Below are 15,464 nucleotides of genomic sequence, written 5' to 3' on the forward strand. Positions count from 1 at the left end.
CTACTCCTCCCGCGATGGGGGAACGTGGTCGTCCGGGCGCTTTTGCTGGCGCCCCAGTTCGCGCACGGTCATCAGGCTGACCCCGCCCACCAGGCCGATCATGCCGCCGATCAGCCCCACGGCGGTCAAGGACACCGCGCCGCCCTCCGGTTTGCCCACATCCGGCTTATCCAGCCGCGGCGTAGGATTGACCACATTGGCCAGCTCGGCGATGCTTTTGGTGAACCCCACCCCCTGCTCGTTGCAGCCATAGCAGGGATGGCCGATGCCCACCGGCCAGATACCGCCGCCCACGTCGTTAAATTGCAGCGTCGAGCAGTTGCCGTAGGTTTCCGGCCCCTTGCAACCGAGGTGATACAGGCACCAGCCTTCGCGATGGCCCCGATCGCCGAACTGCCTGGCAAAACGTCCGGCGTCGAAATGCGGGCGCCGCTCGCAATTCTCGTGGATAAGACGGCTATAAGCGAAAGCGGGACGGTTATGGCTATCCAGCGCCGGCGGGCGCTGCCAGGTAATGAGATGCGCCACGGCGGCCAGGAAATTATGCGGGTTGGGCGGGCAGCCGGGGATATTAATCACGGTTTTGCCCGGCAGCGCCTCCTGCAGGCTGACCGCGCCGGTGGGGTTGCTGCCGGAGGCCGGCACCCCGCCCCAGGCGGAGCAGGAGCCGATGGCGATAATCGCCGCGGCGTGTTCCGCCGCATTGCGGATATGCTCGACGATGGGTTTGCCGGCCACCATGCAATACACCCCGCCGTCCTTGAGCGGTATGGAGCCGTCCACCACCAGGATGTATTTGCCTTTGTAGCGCTCGATGGCCCGGTGTTTATTCTCTTCGGCCTGCTCGCCGAACGCGGCGGACAGCGCCTCGTGGTATTCCAGGGAAATTACGCTGAGCAGCAGGTTTTCCAGGGTGGGGTGCGTGGCGCGCAATAACGATTCGGTGCAGCCTGTGCACTCCTGGGCGCCGATCCAGATCACCGGCGGACGCTGCGGCGAGCTTACCGCCGTAATCATCTCGGCGGCCGCTTTGCCGCTCAGCCCCATGGTGGCGGCCAGCGCGGCGCACAGTTTCATAAAATCACGGCGATTGATGCCTTGTTGAGCGAGTAAAACATTATTCTCAAGCATAGATGGATACTCTTACAAAGCTGGTGCAAAACTGGGCCCAAGTATGACAGCCTTGTTAAAGGCATGTAATCAACATGGTCTTTATAAATTGATCTTCATCAAGCAATGTGGAATTAATGTTTACACTTTCCACGAGATGTTACATTTAACCTTGAATGGGAATTAATCTCTTTTGCATTATCCATTTTTATAACGTAGTCTATTATATTGGAATCCGGCGGCGGGATTGCGACTCAGCAGGAAAACCAACTATTTTTATCTTTAAATAACTAAAATAATCGGATTATCGTCTGTCCGGCAGAAAATCCGATTTATTATCGGCGCCGTTAATACTGCGGAAAATGTATTTCCCTTAAGTCGCGTTTACTATTGTCATACTTAATAATGCCACGGCAATAAAACCGGCGCCATCCCGCGAAATTCCGCTTTTATCCCTTATCCATTGGCCCGGTTATCATCAAGTTAACCTGGATTTAACGCCATGCCGCGATGTATTAACCCGATAACCGACGATAATCCTCCTATGGATGGCGGCGCGCTTGATTTTTTTAGTTTAAATACTTTTTTTAATTACTTAATAACCCAAAGATATTTCAGCAATCGCCGCATTCAATTAAATGTGATGCAATTCACTTATTCGTCAAATTTTTAAAAAAATAAGCCATTCATAGATATAACGCAATAACCATGCTCGCCAAACGGATATATTAAAGACCGCAGGAGTCAATATCTGCATCTGACAATATAATGATGATTCGTTAATCGAGGATGGTATGGACTTTATTATTCAACTCGTGGTTATTTTGGCCTGTCTGCTATACGGGGCAAAAAAAGGCGGTATTGCGCTGGGGCTATTGGGCGGCATCGGGCTCATGATCCTGGTATTTATCTTTCACCTGGAACCGGGTAAACCGCCGGTGGACGTCATGCTGGTGATTATTGCCGTGGTGGCGGCCTCCGCCACCCTGCAAGCCTCCGGCGGCCTGGACGTGATGCTGCAAATCGCCGAGCGCCTGCTGCGGCGCAACCCCAAGTATGTTTCCATCGTGGCGCCCTTTGTCACCTGCTGCCTGACCATTCTGTGCGGTACCGGCCACGTGGTATATACCATCCTGCCCATTATCTACGATGTGGCGATTAAAAATAATATCCGCCCCGAACGGCCCATGGCCGCCAGCTCCGTCGGCTCGCAGATGGGCATTATCGCCAGCCCGGTATCGGTGGCGGTGGTTTCCCTGGTGGCGATGCTGGGCAACGTAACCTTTAACGGCCGGCACCTGGACTTCCTGGACCTGCTGGCCATCACCATCCCCTCCACCCTGTGCGGCATCCTGGCCATCGGCATATTCAGCTGGTTCCGCGGCAAGGATCTGGACAAGGACGAAGTGTTCCAGAAATTCATTTCCGACCCGGAAAACCGCCACTATGTTTACGGCGACACCGCCACCTTGCTTGACCGCAAGCTGCCGCGCAGCAACTGGATCGCCATGTGGATCTTCCTGGCCACCATTGCCCTGGTAGCCTTGCTGGGCGCGGTACCCGGCCTGCGTCCGGTGTTCGGCGGCAAAGCTCTGTCGATGGTGCTGGTCATCCAGATGTGCATGCTGTTCGCCGGCGCGCTGATTATTATCGCCACGAAAACCAACCCGGCCGATATTTCCAAAAACGAGGTGTTCCGCTCCGGCATGATCGCCATCGTGGCGGTATACGGTATCGCCTGGATGGCCGAAACCATCTTCGGCGCCCATCTGGCGCAAATCGAAGCGGGGCTGGGGGCGTTGATCAAGCAGTATCCCTGGGCCTACGCCATCGCGCTGCTGATCGTTTCCAAGTTCGTCAACTCCCAGGCGGCGGCCCTGGCGGCCATCGTACCGCTGGCGCTGGCCATCGGCGTCAACCCGGCGTATATCGTGGCGTCCGCCCCGGCCTGCTACGGGTATTATATTCTGCCCACCTACCCCAGCGACCTGGCCGCCATCCAGTTCGACCGTTCGGGCACCACCCATATCGGCAAATTTGTCATCAACCACAGCTTTATCCTGGTGGGACTGATTGGCGTGGGCGTATCCAGCGTGATCGGCTGGGTATTGGCCGCGGCCTACGGCTTTTTATAAACCGCAGGTTTTACCGGTAGCATGATCGCTCCCCAGGCCCGTCCAATCCTCTTGGACGGGCCTGGCGCATTGCGGCGCCGCCCGGGTAAAACCGGGGGACAAGGATTAAAGACGCGCGCCGCCATCTGGGGTACGCTACTCCCAGTCAGTTATGCCGGAGAATAAGATGGCCAGGCAAAAAGCGCCGCTCAAGCTGAGCTTATCCGTGATGTTGATGGTAGGTAGCGTCATCATTTCGGTGCTATTGGTGGTGCATACCCTCTTTTTTAAACAAATCAGCCAGTTGGCCGAAAATAATATCCGCGATAAAACCTTCGCCATCGCCCGCACGCTGGCGCTGACCCCTATTTTGGTGGATGGCCTGACCGGCAAAGGGGACCCGGCGGCGATCCAGAGCCTGGCGCAGAGGGTCACCGAAGAGGGGGATCTGCTGTTCGTGGTGGTGACCGATATGGACGGCATACGCTATTCGCATCCCAATACCACCCTGATCGGCAAACATTTTGTCGGCGATGATATCCTGCCGGCGCTGCAAGGGCAGGAAAATACCGCCATCAACCAGGGCACGCTGGCGCGGGCGCTGCGGGTATTCACCCCGGTTTACGATGGCCAGCGCCATCAGATCGGCGTGGTATCCATCGGCACGTCCCTGGTCACGGTGCAGGCCATCGTCAACCACAGCCGCTGGAACCTGCTGTGGACCGCCCTGGTCGGCGCATTGCTCGGCGGGCTGGGCACCTGGCTGCTGGTGAGGGCGCTCAAACGCATTATGCTGGGTTTTGAACCGTACGAAATTTCCCATCTGTTCGAAGAACGCGACGCCATGCTGCAATCCATTAAAGAGGGGGTGATCGCGGTGGATGCCGATGGCCGGATTACCCTGATTAACGATGAAGCCAAGCGGCTGTTCCGGCAGCACGGCAACCCCCGGCTGCTGCAACCAGGCGCCTACGGCCAGGAATGGACGACGCTGCAAACGCTGCAAGACGACATCGACCACGGAGCAGCGGGCAACCCGGTAAATTGGCCGACCCAGCTGCATTTGAGCGACGTCATGCAAAGCGGGGTCGCCAGGCGCGACGAAGAAATCCATATTAACGGCGGGGTATTATTGAGTAATACGGTGCCGGTGAACGTGAACGGCGAGATCATCGGGGCCATCGCCACCTTCCGCGATAAAACCGAAGTCAGCCGCTTGCTGGAACGCCTGAGCGGCATGTCCACCTATGCCGATGCGCTGCGGGTGCAATCCCATGAGTTCATGAATAAACTGCACGTCATATTAGGCATGTTACACTTAAAAAATTATCAGGAACTGGAAGGGTATATCCTTAAAACCGCCAATAATTACCAGCATGAGATCGGGTTGATTATCCGGATCGTCAAATCGCCGGTGATCGCCGGTTTCCTTTTGGGTAAGATCAACCGCGCCCGGGATCTCGGTATTACCCTTACCCTGACCGAAGACAGCTGGCTGCCCGATACCGACGATGGCGAAACCACCGCCGCCATGATTACCGTCCTGGGCAATCTGATTGAAAATGCGGTGGAATCCCTGGCCGGACAGGAAAACCCCGAGATTACCGTCAGTTTCCATTTCCGCAACGAGATGCTGCATTGCACGGTGAGCGACGACGGCCCCGGCATCGCGCCCGAGGTGCAGGAAAAAATTTACCAGCGGGGATTCTCCACCAAGGGCAGCGGGCGCGGCATCGGCCTGTACCTGGCCAGGCAAAGCGTGGAAAAACTGGGCGGCTGGCTGGAATTCGAGTCCGAACCGGGGGTGTATACCCAGTTTTACGTCACGTTCCCTTACCGGGTCAAATCGGGATAAACGTATGATTAATGTATTGATTGTCGATGACGACGCCATGGTGGCGGAGCTCAATAAATGCTACCTCAACCAGGTGAGCGGTTTTCGCTGCCTGGCCAGCGTATCCACGCTGCAACAGGCGAAAACCCTGTTGACCCAGCCCGATAACGCCATTGATTTAGTCCTGCTGGACATCTATATGCAGCAGGACAACGGGCTGGATCTGCTGCCCACTATCCGCGCCTTCAGCGAGCAAACCGATGTGATCGTGATTTCCTCCGCCAGCGACGTGCCCACCGTTAAAAAAGCCATGAAATACGGCGTGGTGGATTATTTAATCAAACCCTTTCAATTTGCGCGCTTCGAGCAGGCGCTGACGGGCTACCGCCAGGAGAAAGCGCTGTTGGACCGGCACGAAAACGTGATCCAGGCGGAAGTGGATAATTTACTGCATCATACCGGCGCGCAGCAGGAGCAGAAGAAACTGCCCAAGGGACTGACGGCCATTACCCTGCGCACCATTTGTGAATGGATTGAGCAACATCAGCAGCAGGAGTTCTCCACGGATACGCTGGCGAACGAAATTAAAATCTCCCGGGTTTCTTGCCGTAAGTATCTGATTTACCTGGCGGAAGCCGGCACGCTCCAAACCTCTATCTTTTATGGTTCGGCGGGCCGGCCGGCCTACCAGTACCGGTTGCTGCCGGACCGGCTGGATGCGTTAAAACAGCATTCGCCGCGCTAGCGCGGCGGCGGGTCAAATTTCACGTCGGCTTCGCCGCCCGCGAGCTTGCGGGCGATATAATCAAAACGATAACGTATACGCGCGCCGGCGCCGGGGCCGGGACCCATTTGGTGGCGTTCGCTACTGATGGGCAGCCCGGTATCCAGATCGACCAGCCCGAGGCGTACCGGCCGGCCGGTTTCCCGATCGATGATTTCCGTACTATGTCCTTCGGGGGCGAAATGGCGGTTGCCCCATTCCACAAAGGTCATCATGACCATATGGAAGTCGCGGCCGATGTCCGTGAGCAAATATTCATACCGGGGCGGCTTTTGGCAATACCGCGCCTTTTCCAGCAGCCCCGCATCCACCAGGTCGTTAAGCCGCCGCGTCAGGATATTCGGGGCGATGCCCAGGCTTTTCTGGAATTCATCAAAGCGCGTGAGGCCCGCCAGCGCGTCGCGCAGGATCATAATGCTCCACCACTCGCCCACCCTGTCCACGCTGCGCGCCACCGGGCACGGCAGCGCGCTGAAATCGGAATGTTTCACCGGGTATCTCCCATTGTCCACTGTCCCCTGGCAGGCTAATCGGCCGTCAGCCCGCATGCAAGGCGTTAATTGGCCGCTGCCCGTATAAACCCCCGGCGCCTTAATCGGGGATAAACCGGGTGGCGGCGAACAGATTAAGCGCGGTGTGCGCTATATACACCGCCGCCAGCGTCACCAGCAGCGCCACCGCCACCGAACCGATCCGATACAGATCGGTATAAACCAGATCCTGGTTCGGCTGCAAATATTGCCCAAACAAAATGGCCACGGTGGTCATGGCGCCGAAGCCGATACCGGAGCCGACCTTTTCGGTGACGTGCATGCGCGCGCCCAGCATTAATCCGACCCAGAACAACGGCAGTATCAGCAGCAGCATATGGAAATTATCATACAGCAGTAATTGCACCAGCAGGCCGAAAAAACAGCCCAGGATAACCCCGATCACCCGCCAGCGCGCGGCCGCGATAATGCCCCGGTAATGCATGGGAAACAGGATCAATATGGATGCCACCTGCGCGGACAGCGAATCGTGCAGGCTCATAAGCTGAAATACCAAAAACGACACGGTGGCCAGGCTGGCCCCCAGCAGGGTTTCATGGCGGATGCGCTCGATGCTTTTTTCCACCCGCGGCGGCGGGCTGCGGGGGTCGGCATCGGGAAACCAATAGTAGACCAGGGCGGCGATCAGCACCGACAGCCAGGTCGCCGCCACATTGCCGATCAGCAGATCGTGCAGATCGGTAGTCGGATAGCTGGCAAAATTAAACATGACGCTCAGGCTGATGACGCTGCTGACGCCAAACAGCAGCAGCGGGCCGCGGCTCATCAGCCGGAAACGGAAAAAAAACAACCCGAAGACGATAATCGTCATCACTAGCGGCATATGGCTGAAAAATCCGGCGATCAGTCCTACCTCAACGCTATTGATCATGGCCGCGGCCACAAACTGGCGGGCAATATGGCCGCTGAACACCGGCAGCAGCCCCACCAGCAAAACCGGATAAACGGTAAAAAACACGCCGTAATTCCAGTCAAAGATCTTGCACGCCAAAAATCCCAGGGTGCCGGCCGCCGCCGCGCGCAGGCATTGGCGTAAATCGTTGGCCGAGAGCGGGTGGCCGGCCAGCGGCAACCACCGTCCCGGGTTGAACCGCCCGCCGGCCGGGGCCGGGATTGAGGTTGGGGTTGAGGTTGAGGTTTCAGTAGACATAATGGATCAGGCTGACCAGATAAATTTGCGCGCCGCCCAGCCAGCGCGCGATGGGATTGTCGCCGGGCAGCAATTGTACCGTGGCCCGCGCCCCGGTAGGGAGCGGCCGGGCCGGCCATTCGTCAAGCACCAGATGGATGCGCATGCGCTGGGCATCGCGTACCCAGCGATCAGAAACATCCGGTTCGGCCAGGGTGCCGTTGGCCAAATATTGCCCGTCGCTGACCCCCGCCTCATGGGACGCTATATGGGCGGTAAACACCCGTCCGGGCAGCGCGTCGAAGCTCACCCGGGCCGGAGTGCCGGCAAGCGCCCGGCGCAGGCTTTTTTCACGGAAATCCGCCACTAAATCCGGGTTATCGCCCACCAGGGCGAGCACCGGGCTGCCGGTGGCGGCGTAATCTCCCGCCGTCAGTTGGAGATTGCTCACCACGCCGTCGATGGCGGCATGCACCCGGGTATAATCCAATGCCAGCTGCGCTTCGGCCAGGGCGTTACGCGCTTGTCGCAGTTGCAGGTTGCCGTTTCCCGCCGCACCGCGCTGGGTGCGCAGCTGGCCGAGCCCGGCTTCGGCCGCCGCTATCCGGGCCACGGCGGTGCGGTACTTGGCCCGGGTCTGATCGCGGGTCTGGGCGGAAATGCTTTGGCTGGCGCTCAGCGCCTCATAGCGGCCCAGGTCGCGCTGCTGGTTATCGGCTTCAATGCGGGCGGACCGCACGTCGGCCGCGGCGGAAGCGATCTGGGCATCCAGTTCGCCATTTTCACGCACGGCCTGTTCCAGGGCCAGCGCGGCTTTCGCCACCGCCAGGCGGAACGTGCCGTCATCGAGGGTAAACAGTAACTGCCCGCGCGCGACATGCTGGTTGGCCCGCACCGCCACCCCGATCACCCGCCCGGAGACCTGGGACGCCACCGGCACTACCGGCCGCAGCAAGCGCGACTCCGGGGTCAGCGGCATATGGGTGTCGGCGACAATAAAATACGCAAACGCCAGGATAAAAACCAACAGGGCAAATTGTACCCAACGATTAAAATGCTGCTCCGGGGTCATGGAAATATGCTCAATGCTAAAGATTCGCGCGCCGCTGTGACGTCATGCCCGCATCGGCATGGCTTCCGCTACCGGGCAGCCTGACTCGGCGCGTCAGTCTGCCCGCCGACAACCAGTTACTTTCATGTTGCAAGTCACTTTAACCAAGTGGATTGCATAATGCAAGTAACTTAATCAGCGCGCCGATCGGGTGGCGATTACGCGGGAAAACAACCGGCTTCACGGGTAAACCATTGGGGGGATGTTCCGCCGGGCGGCGCGAGCCGCCGGCCCGGATCGATGCGGGGCCGGCGCCGGGATTAATGCTGGATGACGTAAAGATCTTTGGTATAAAAAAAGTCCAGCGGACTCATGCTAAAACCGCCGATATAGGGTTTGACCAATTTGGTGCCCACATAGTGGTAGACCGCAATGGCGGGCACGTCTTTGGCCAAGACATCTTCCGCCTGCTGGTAATATTTGCCCCGTTCGGTCACGGTCGCGGCCTGGGCGGCGTTTCTCAGCGCCTCGTCAAACACCGGGTTGGCATAATGGGAGGTATTTTCGCTATCGCCGGTGCGGAAATTATTCAGGAACGTCGAATCGTCGTCATAATCGGCCACCCACGCGTAGCGCACCAGATCGAAATTACCGTGATGCATGGTATCAAGCATGGTTTTCCACTCCTGATTTTGCAACTTGGCCTCTACCCCCAGGTTTTTCTTCCACATCGAACTGGCCGCGATGGCGATACGCTGATGCGATTCCGAGGTGTTATACAACAGCGAGAATACCAGCGGATGGTCGGGACCGAACCCGGCCGCGGCCAGTAGTTTTTTCGCTTCGGCTAGACGCTTTTCCCGCGGCCAGGCGGCATAATCCGGTTTTTGCAGCGTCACGCCGCCGATCGTCTCCTGGCCGATCAGCCAGGCGGGGATCTGGCCCATGCCCAGCACTTTGCTGGCGATAATATCCTTATCCAGCCCCAGATTGAGCGCCTGGCGCACCCGGGGGTCGTTAAACGGCGCTTTTAGCGTATTGAACTGGTAATAATACGTGGCCAGCTTGGGGGAGACATGCACCTGGTTTCCCAGTTCCTTTTGCAGGGAGGCGAACAGCGTTTGCGGCAGGGTATAAGTGACATCGATCTCGCCGGTTTTATAGCGGTTGACGTCCGCCGTTTCCGAACCGATGGTCAGATAGGTGACCTTATTGATAACCGTATGGGCATTGTCCCAGTAGCGGGGATTGCGCACGCCCACCAGCCGTTCGTTGACCACCCAGTTCCCCAGGGTATACGCGCCGCTGGTGACCATATTGCCCGGCTGGGTCCATTTTTCCTTAAATTGCTCCACCGCTTTTTGCTCGATGGGCATCAGGGACGGATGGGCCAGCATTTGCAGGAAATACGCCGTCGGCTGCGTCAGGGTCACCTGCACCGTCCGGGCGTCCAGCGCCTTGACGCCAAGAGCGTCGGGCGGCTGTCTGCCGTCGATAATCCCGCGCGCGTTCGCCACATGCATATTGCCCAGATAGCTTTCATAGGGCGAAGCGGTATGCGGATCCACCAGCCGGCGCCAGCTGAATACCACGTCGTCGGCGGTCAGGGGATCGCCGTTTGACCAGGTCAGGCCCGGGCGCAGGTGGAAGGTCCAGACGGTATTATCGCTATTCTCCCAGCTCGCCGCCAGGCGCGGGCGCACGCTGCCGTCGTTATCGACGCTCACCAGCCCCTCGAAAAAGTCGCTGATAATATTAAATTCCACGTCGCTCTCCACTTTATGGGGGTCGAGGGACGCCGGCTCGCTGCCGTTATTACGCACGATTTCCTGTTTAGCCGCCAGTTGCGTCCCCGGCGGTACCACCGCCGCCCACGCCGGCAGCGCGGGGAATAAAACACCGATCGCGGCCAGGGCCAGCGCCGTTTTTTTCATTTTGGCCTTGCTTAACTCATTCATCCCTTATCCCTCTTAAAATAAAAGCTGAAATGCCGACCTGCTACATATAACCGCTAACGCCTTGCCAGAGTATAGGAAAGCGCGCCGCGACGCGTTAAAGTAAGGTTTTTGCCCGCGGGGATAACCGTGCAATCATCTTCTTTCCAGGGGTTCGCCCCTGCCGGATTGGAATTTTTACAGCAAATCGTCAGGGAAAACAGCAAAGAATGGTTCGAGTCCCATAGGGAAATATACAACCGCGAATTATTATCGCCGTTCCGGGCGCTGGTGGAGCAACTGGCCCCCGCCATGCTGGCCATCGACGATCGTTTCGAGACCAGGCCGGCCATCGGCAAAACACTGTCGCGCATCTATCGCGACACGCGGTTCTCCAAGGATAAATCGTTATACCGCAACCGCATGTGGCTAACGTTCAAGCGGCCGTCGAAAGAGTGGACCGACGCCCCGGTTTACTTTTTTGAAATTACACCGGACTTTTTCCATTATGGCCTGGGATATTACTCCGCCAGTAAAGCGACCATGGATCGGTTCCGTCATTTGATGCTGCGCCAGCCGCGGGATTTTGCCGCCGCCGCGGCCCGCTGCCGCGCACCGTTTGAATTAGCGGGGGAAAGTTATAAACGCCCGTTGATCAAGGAGCAGGAACCGGCCCTCGCCCAGTGGTACAACCGTAAATCATTTGCGGTGATGACCACCGATACCCATATCGACGCGCTGTTTTCCGCGGAGCTGGCATCGCGGCTGGCCCAGGGTTTCCGGCAACTGCAACCGCTATATGATTTTTTGATGAAGGTGGAGACGCTTAAACCGATTCCGCTGGAAGATTTGTAAATCAGCGGCCCCGCAGGCGATGATATGACACGGCCGCCCGCCGGATAGCGCTATCCGGCGGGCGGCGGCGCTTTAGGCGGCGATATCCGTAATCAATGGAACAGCGTCATAAATTTACCCAGCGCAATGCCGACAATCCCAAAATCGGCGTCGCCAAAGGTGGTGGAGGCGGACAAATCCCCCAGCACCGATAATAATATCGCGGGCAGGAACGAAATAATCAGGCCGTTGGCAAAAGCCCCGATAATCGCCCCCCGGCGCCCGCCGGTGGAATTACCATAGACTCCCGCGGTGGCGCCGCAGAAAAAGTGCGGCACCAGTCCCGGTACGATAACGCTCAGCCCCAGCATCGGGAAGAAAAACATGCTGATCAATCCGGCGCAAAAGCTGCTTAAAAAACCGATAATAACCGCGTTGGGCGCAAACGGAAATACCGTCGGGCAATCCAGCGCCGGTTTGGCATCCTTGACCACTTTATCGGCGATACCCTTGAACGCCGGCACGATTTCCGCAATTACCATCCGCACGCCGGCCAGAATAATATATACCCCCGCGGCAAATGTGATCGCTTGGATAATGGCGAAGATAATATAATTCTGCCCGCCGCTGACCTGGGTTTCGGTAAAAGATTTGCCGGCAATCAAGACCAGTACGACAAATAATATGGTCATGGTCAACGCAATGGCTATGGACGAATCATGGAGGAATTTAAGGTATTTAGGCACCTTGAACTCTTCGGTGGACCGGCTGTTTTTACCGACCACTTTACCCACCAGGGCGGCGCATAAATACCCGGTAGAGCCGAAATGCCCCAGGGCGAAATCGTCGCTGCCGGTGATTTTGCGGGTAAACGGCTGCAAAATCGCCGGCGAAATCACCATCAGGGCGCCGAGGATAATAGCCCCGGTGGTCACCAGCACCCATCCGCCCAGCCCGCCGGTAGAGAGGATTACCGCCAGCATGGCCGCCATATACAGGGTATGGTGGCCGGTGAGGAAAATATATTTAAGCGGGGTAATACGGGCCAGGACAATATTCACCAGCATGCCGAAAATCATAATCATCGCCGTGGAGGTGCCGAAATTTTTCTGCGCCAGCGCGGCGACCACATCATTATTCGGGACTACGCCCTGAATATTAAAGGAATGGACAAACAGCTCGCTGAAGCTGGTTAGCGTAGTAGCAATTACGCCCGCCCCGGCAATCAGGATAAGAAAACCCATAATGGTCTTCAGGGTGCCGGATACCGTGTCGGAAAAAGATTTCTTCTGAAGAATTAACCCGCATAGCGAAAATAACCCCACCAGAATTGCAGGCGTCCCTAATACATCATTAATAATGAACGTAAGCATTGCATGCTCCATAAACTGCCGTGGATAAATTATAAATTATTGGCAAGGATCTCTTTTATCTTATTATTATCTAAAAGATTACTTAAACCGAATACATTACGCACGCCGTCATCCAGCCCGGAAATAATATCATTGGAACCGATATAAATATCCGCGGCTTCCGATTTGGCGGAACTTAAATCCGTATGGCTCACTTCAGCCTCTTTACCCAATTCCTTGATGATTTTTTTGACATTCATTTCCACGATAAAGCTGCTGCCTAAACCGTTACCGCATACAATCAGAATCTTTTTCATAATCAGCCCTAAATCAAAGTGAGTATTTGTCAACCAGCGCCTGGATGGCCGGATAGGTATCCGCCGCCAGCAGGGCCGGTAAATCGTCTTCATCGCTGAACAACTCGGCCAGGCGGGAAATCATGGCCAGATGCTCGTCGCCGTTTTGGGCGCACAGCATAATCACCACCCGCACGGGATCGTTTTCCGCCGACTCGAAGCTGACGCCCTGCTTGATATGCAGCAAGGACAGCGCGGGCCTGATCGCTCCTTTTTCCGGCCGGGCGTGGGGCATGGCCAAGCCTGGAGCCAGCACATAATAAGGCCCGATATCCGCGTGGGAGGCGAAAATCGCCTCGATATAGCCGGGAGTTATGGCTCCCTGGGCCAGCAGCGGACGCGCGCTCAGCTCGACGGCCTCGCGCCAATCGGCTACCCGTTCAACAATGGCAATCCTGTCGGTGGTTAACCATTTAGCCAGCATAAGGGACCTCGATTTGGTGAAGATGTCCGGAGTGTAGGCGAAAAAGTAAACTCAATTCTGTGACATAAATCCCAAAAGTTAGCGCTAACATTATCTGACGGCAAAATAGTGTTAACGCTAACATTACATATTCCTATACTGTTATTATGCCGCTGCTGTAGCGCAAGAAATCATCCACGATGTCGGCCCAGGGGGCAATTTCATTAGACGGTTATGGTAAAATCCGCGGCTGCGCCAACCCCCGCCCCGGCGCCAATGGGGAAGACATGGAGTACAGATGAAGGTAAAGCAGCAATGAAGGTGAAGCAGCGCCGCAACACCGGCAAAAGCACCCTGGCCGACGTGGCCGCCATGGCGGGGGTCAGCACCATGACCGCGTCGCGCGCGCTGCGCGAGCCGGAAAAGGTGTCGCCTAAACTACGCGAAAAAATCGAGGCGGCGGTGAGCGAACTGGGGTATGTCACCAATCTCGCGGCCAGCACCCTGGCGTCGGCGTCCTCCCGGTTGGTGACCATGGTGGTACCGTCGTTGACCACCCCCGGCTGCGCCATTATTTCCGAGTCGCTGCAATCGGTGCTGCGGCCCAGGGGGTATGATGTGATGCTCGCTGAAGATCATTATGCCGCCGCCCGCGGCGCCAATCTGATAGCCATGCTGCTGTCGTATAATCCGGCCGCCATGGTGCAGTATAATTTTGATAACTCGGTGGAGAGCCAGCGCCTGCTGGTGAATGCCGGCATTCCGGTGCTGGAAATCGGCGGCGTCATCCCCTCCCCGATCATGATGAGCGTCGGGGCGAACTACGGCCTGGCCATCAAGCAGTTGATCAACGCCCTCGCCATCCAGGGCTTTCGCCATATCGCCCTGCTGTGCGCCGCCCATGAGCATACCATCCACCAGCAAATCCTCAGCGGCTGGCACTCCGCCATGCTATCGCTCAATCAGTCGCCGCACCGGGTCATCAGTTCCTCGCTGCCGCCGGATTTCAGCACCGGCAAGAAATTATTACCCGAGATTTTATTGACCTGGCCAGAGCTGGATATGCTGATTTGCACCGCCGACGAAGTGGCCTGCGGCGCCATTGCCGCCTGCCACGCCAGCGGTATCTCCGTTCCCGCCCAGCTCGCCGTCGCGGGACTGGGCGGCAGCACCGTCGCCGAGATCTGTTCGCCGGCGTTGACCACCGTGGCCGTGCCCTACCGCGAGATGGGCACCCTGGCGGGCAAACACGTCTGGTCCGCCCTGGAAGGCAAAGACGTCGAAGAGTGCGTTACGCTGGAAACCCGGCTGATGATGCGGGCCAGCACCGCCCGCCGGTAATCATACCGGCCGGGGTCATGGTTTTTTTTCTGCGCCGGCGATAGGGTTAAGCGTATCGGCCAGGATACGATCGGCCAGTGCCGGCCGCGCCGCGCCCACGGCGCGGGCCAGGATCACCGCCCCCACCAGGCTGGACAGCAGCGCAAAGTCCGGCAAGTCCTGCTCTGCGGGCGCCGGCGGCGCGGCGGCGCCTTCGGCTGTCCGCCCCGCGATCTCATGTAATGCCCTGGCCATGGCGATAGCGCCCTTGGCGAACACCTCCTGCAGTTCCGGCGAACCGCGGCCCGCATCCGCCGCCAGAGCCGACAGCGTACAACCCGACCCCGCGCTGGTGCGGTGTTCGGCCGAAAGATAGGCCTCGGCCACCCGGCGCAGGGGGTTGGCCGGCGCCGCGGCCGCCGTGTCATATAACGCGCCGATACTCTGCGCCAGGCCGCGGGAGCACGCCTCGCGGGCCAATGCCTCTTTCGAGTCAAACTGCTTATAGAAGCCGCCGTGGGTCAGTTCGGCGGACTTCATCACATCCGCGATGCTCACGCTGTCGATGCCGTGCTCGCGAAACATTTCCGCCGCCTGATGAAGAACCCGCTCGCGGTTAATGGCCGCCTGTTCACGAGTAACGCGCACAACACACCTCCGTAAAAATCGGCACCGGCTATTGACAAGTTAGA

The 15,464-nt window shown here is 57.7% G+C and carries 14 protein-coding genes; 5 read left to right on the forward strand and 9 right to left on the reverse strand.

The window, feature by feature from the left end; genetic code table 11:
- Positions 1–1,131: a hydrogenase 2 small subunit gene (gene hybO / locus ACL2XP_RS16830; protein WP_413734028.1), complete on the reverse strand. Its 1,131-nt coding sequence runs from the start codon at positions 1,129–1,131 to the stop codon at positions 1–3.
- A gap of 773 nt (positions 1,132–1,904) precedes the next feature.
- Here hybO and ACL2XP_RS16835 point away from each other — a divergent pair.
- The 3 genes from ACL2XP_RS16835 to dcuR all read left to right on the forward strand — a co-directional run bounded on the left by ACL2XP_RS16835 (position 1,905) and on the right by dcuR (position 5,803).
- On the forward strand, positions 1,905–3,245 hold the full coding sequence (locus ACL2XP_RS16835; protein WP_413734030.1) for an anaerobic C4-dicarboxylate transporter: 1,341 nt from the start codon (positions 1,905–1,907) through the stop codon (positions 3,243–3,245).
- A 166-nt stretch (positions 3,246–3,411) separates the two neighbouring features.
- Positions 3,412–5,079: a sensor histidine kinase gene (locus tag ACL2XP_RS16840; protein ID WP_413734031.1), complete on the forward strand. Its 1,668-nt coding sequence runs from the start codon at positions 3,412–3,414 to the stop codon at positions 5,077–5,079.
- 4 nt (positions 5,080–5,083) lie between these two features.
- Positions 5,084–5,803, forward strand: coding sequence for a two-component system response regulator DcuR (dcuR, locus tag ACL2XP_RS16845; protein ID WP_413734032.1), 720 nt, complete (start codon positions 5,084–5,086; stop codon positions 5,801–5,803).
- Here dcuR and ACL2XP_RS16850 read toward each other — a convergent pair.
- The 4 genes from ACL2XP_RS16850 to ACL2XP_RS16865 form a co-directional block, all read right to left on the reverse strand.
- Positions 5,800–6,333, reverse strand: a complete 534-nt coding sequence (locus ACL2XP_RS16850) for a winged helix-turn-helix transcriptional regulator (RefSeq protein WP_413734033.1) — start codon at positions 6,331–6,333, stop codon at positions 5,800–5,802. The two genes, dcuR and ACL2XP_RS16850, sit on opposite strands and share 4 nt — an antisense overlap.
- A 100-nt stretch (positions 6,334–6,433) precedes the next feature.
- Complete coding sequence (locus ACL2XP_RS16855) at positions 6,434–7,543, reverse strand: DUF2955 domain-containing protein (RefSeq protein WP_413734035.1); 1,110 nt, start codon at positions 7,541–7,543, stop codon at positions 6,434–6,436.
- Positions 7,533–8,594 (reverse strand): HlyD family secretion protein, encoded by a 1,062-nt coding sequence (locus ACL2XP_RS16860; RefSeq protein ID WP_413734036.1) that lies wholly within the window; start codon positions 8,592–8,594, stop codon positions 7,533–7,535. Before ACL2XP_RS16860 ends, ACL2XP_RS16855 begins: the two co-directional genes overlap by 11 nt.
- 299 nt (positions 8,595–8,893) lie before the next feature.
- Entirely contained in the window at positions 8,894–10,507 is a 1,614-nt protein-coding gene (locus tag ACL2XP_RS16865; RefSeq protein WP_413739197.1) for an ABC transporter substrate-binding protein, read from the reverse strand.
- A gap of 150 nt (positions 10,508–10,657) precedes the next feature.
- Between ACL2XP_RS16865 and ACL2XP_RS16870 the strand changes: the two genes are divergently transcribed.
- Positions 10,658–11,362 carry a DUF2461 domain-containing protein gene (locus tag ACL2XP_RS16870; protein ID WP_413734038.1) on the forward strand — a complete coding sequence of 235 codons (705 nt, stop codon included), beginning with the start codon at positions 10,658–10,660 and terminating at the stop codon, positions 11,360–11,362.
- A gap of 92 nt (positions 11,363–11,454) precedes the next feature.
- Here ACL2XP_RS16870 and ACL2XP_RS16875 read toward each other — a convergent pair whose 3' ends face one another.
- Genes ACL2XP_RS16875 through ACL2XP_RS16885 form a run of 3 tightly spaced genes read right to left on the reverse strand, consistent with a single transcriptional unit; the run spans position 11,455 to position 13,473 of the window.
- Positions 11,455–12,714 (reverse strand): PTS ascorbate transporter subunit IIC, encoded by a 1,260-nt coding sequence (locus ACL2XP_RS16875; protein WP_413734039.1) that lies wholly within the window; start codon positions 12,712–12,714, stop codon positions 11,455–11,457.
- Between the two features lie 29 nt (positions 12,715–12,743).
- Positions 12,744–13,010 (reverse strand): PTS sugar transporter subunit IIB, encoded by a 267-nt coding sequence (locus ACL2XP_RS16880; RefSeq protein ID WP_413734041.1) that lies wholly within the window; start codon positions 13,008–13,010, stop codon positions 12,744–12,746.
- Between the two features lie 13 nt (positions 13,011–13,023).
- On the reverse strand, positions 13,024–13,473 hold the full coding sequence (locus ACL2XP_RS16885) for a PTS sugar transporter subunit IIA (RefSeq protein WP_413734042.1): 450 nt from the start codon (positions 13,471–13,473) through the stop codon (positions 13,024–13,026).
- A gap of 294 nt (positions 13,474–13,767) precedes the next feature.
- Between ACL2XP_RS16885 and ACL2XP_RS16890 the strand changes: the two genes are divergently transcribed.
- Positions 13,768–14,793, forward strand: a complete 1,026-nt coding sequence (locus ACL2XP_RS16890; RefSeq protein WP_413734044.1) for a LacI family DNA-binding transcriptional regulator — start codon at positions 13,768–13,770, stop codon at positions 14,791–14,793.
- A gap of 15 nt (positions 14,794–14,808) precedes the next feature.
- Here ACL2XP_RS16890 and ACL2XP_RS16895 read toward each other — a convergent pair whose 3' ends face one another.
- Entirely contained in the window at positions 14,809–15,420 is a 612-nt protein-coding gene (locus ACL2XP_RS16895) for a TetR/AcrR family transcriptional regulator (protein WP_413734045.1), read from the reverse strand.
- Positions 15,421–15,464: the final 44 nt, after the last annotated feature.

It is taken from the genome of Sodalis sp. RH21, from assembly GCF_047324175.1.
Taxonomy (GTDB): Bacteria; Pseudomonadota; Gammaproteobacteria; order Enterobacterales; family Enterobacteriaceae; genus Acerihabitans.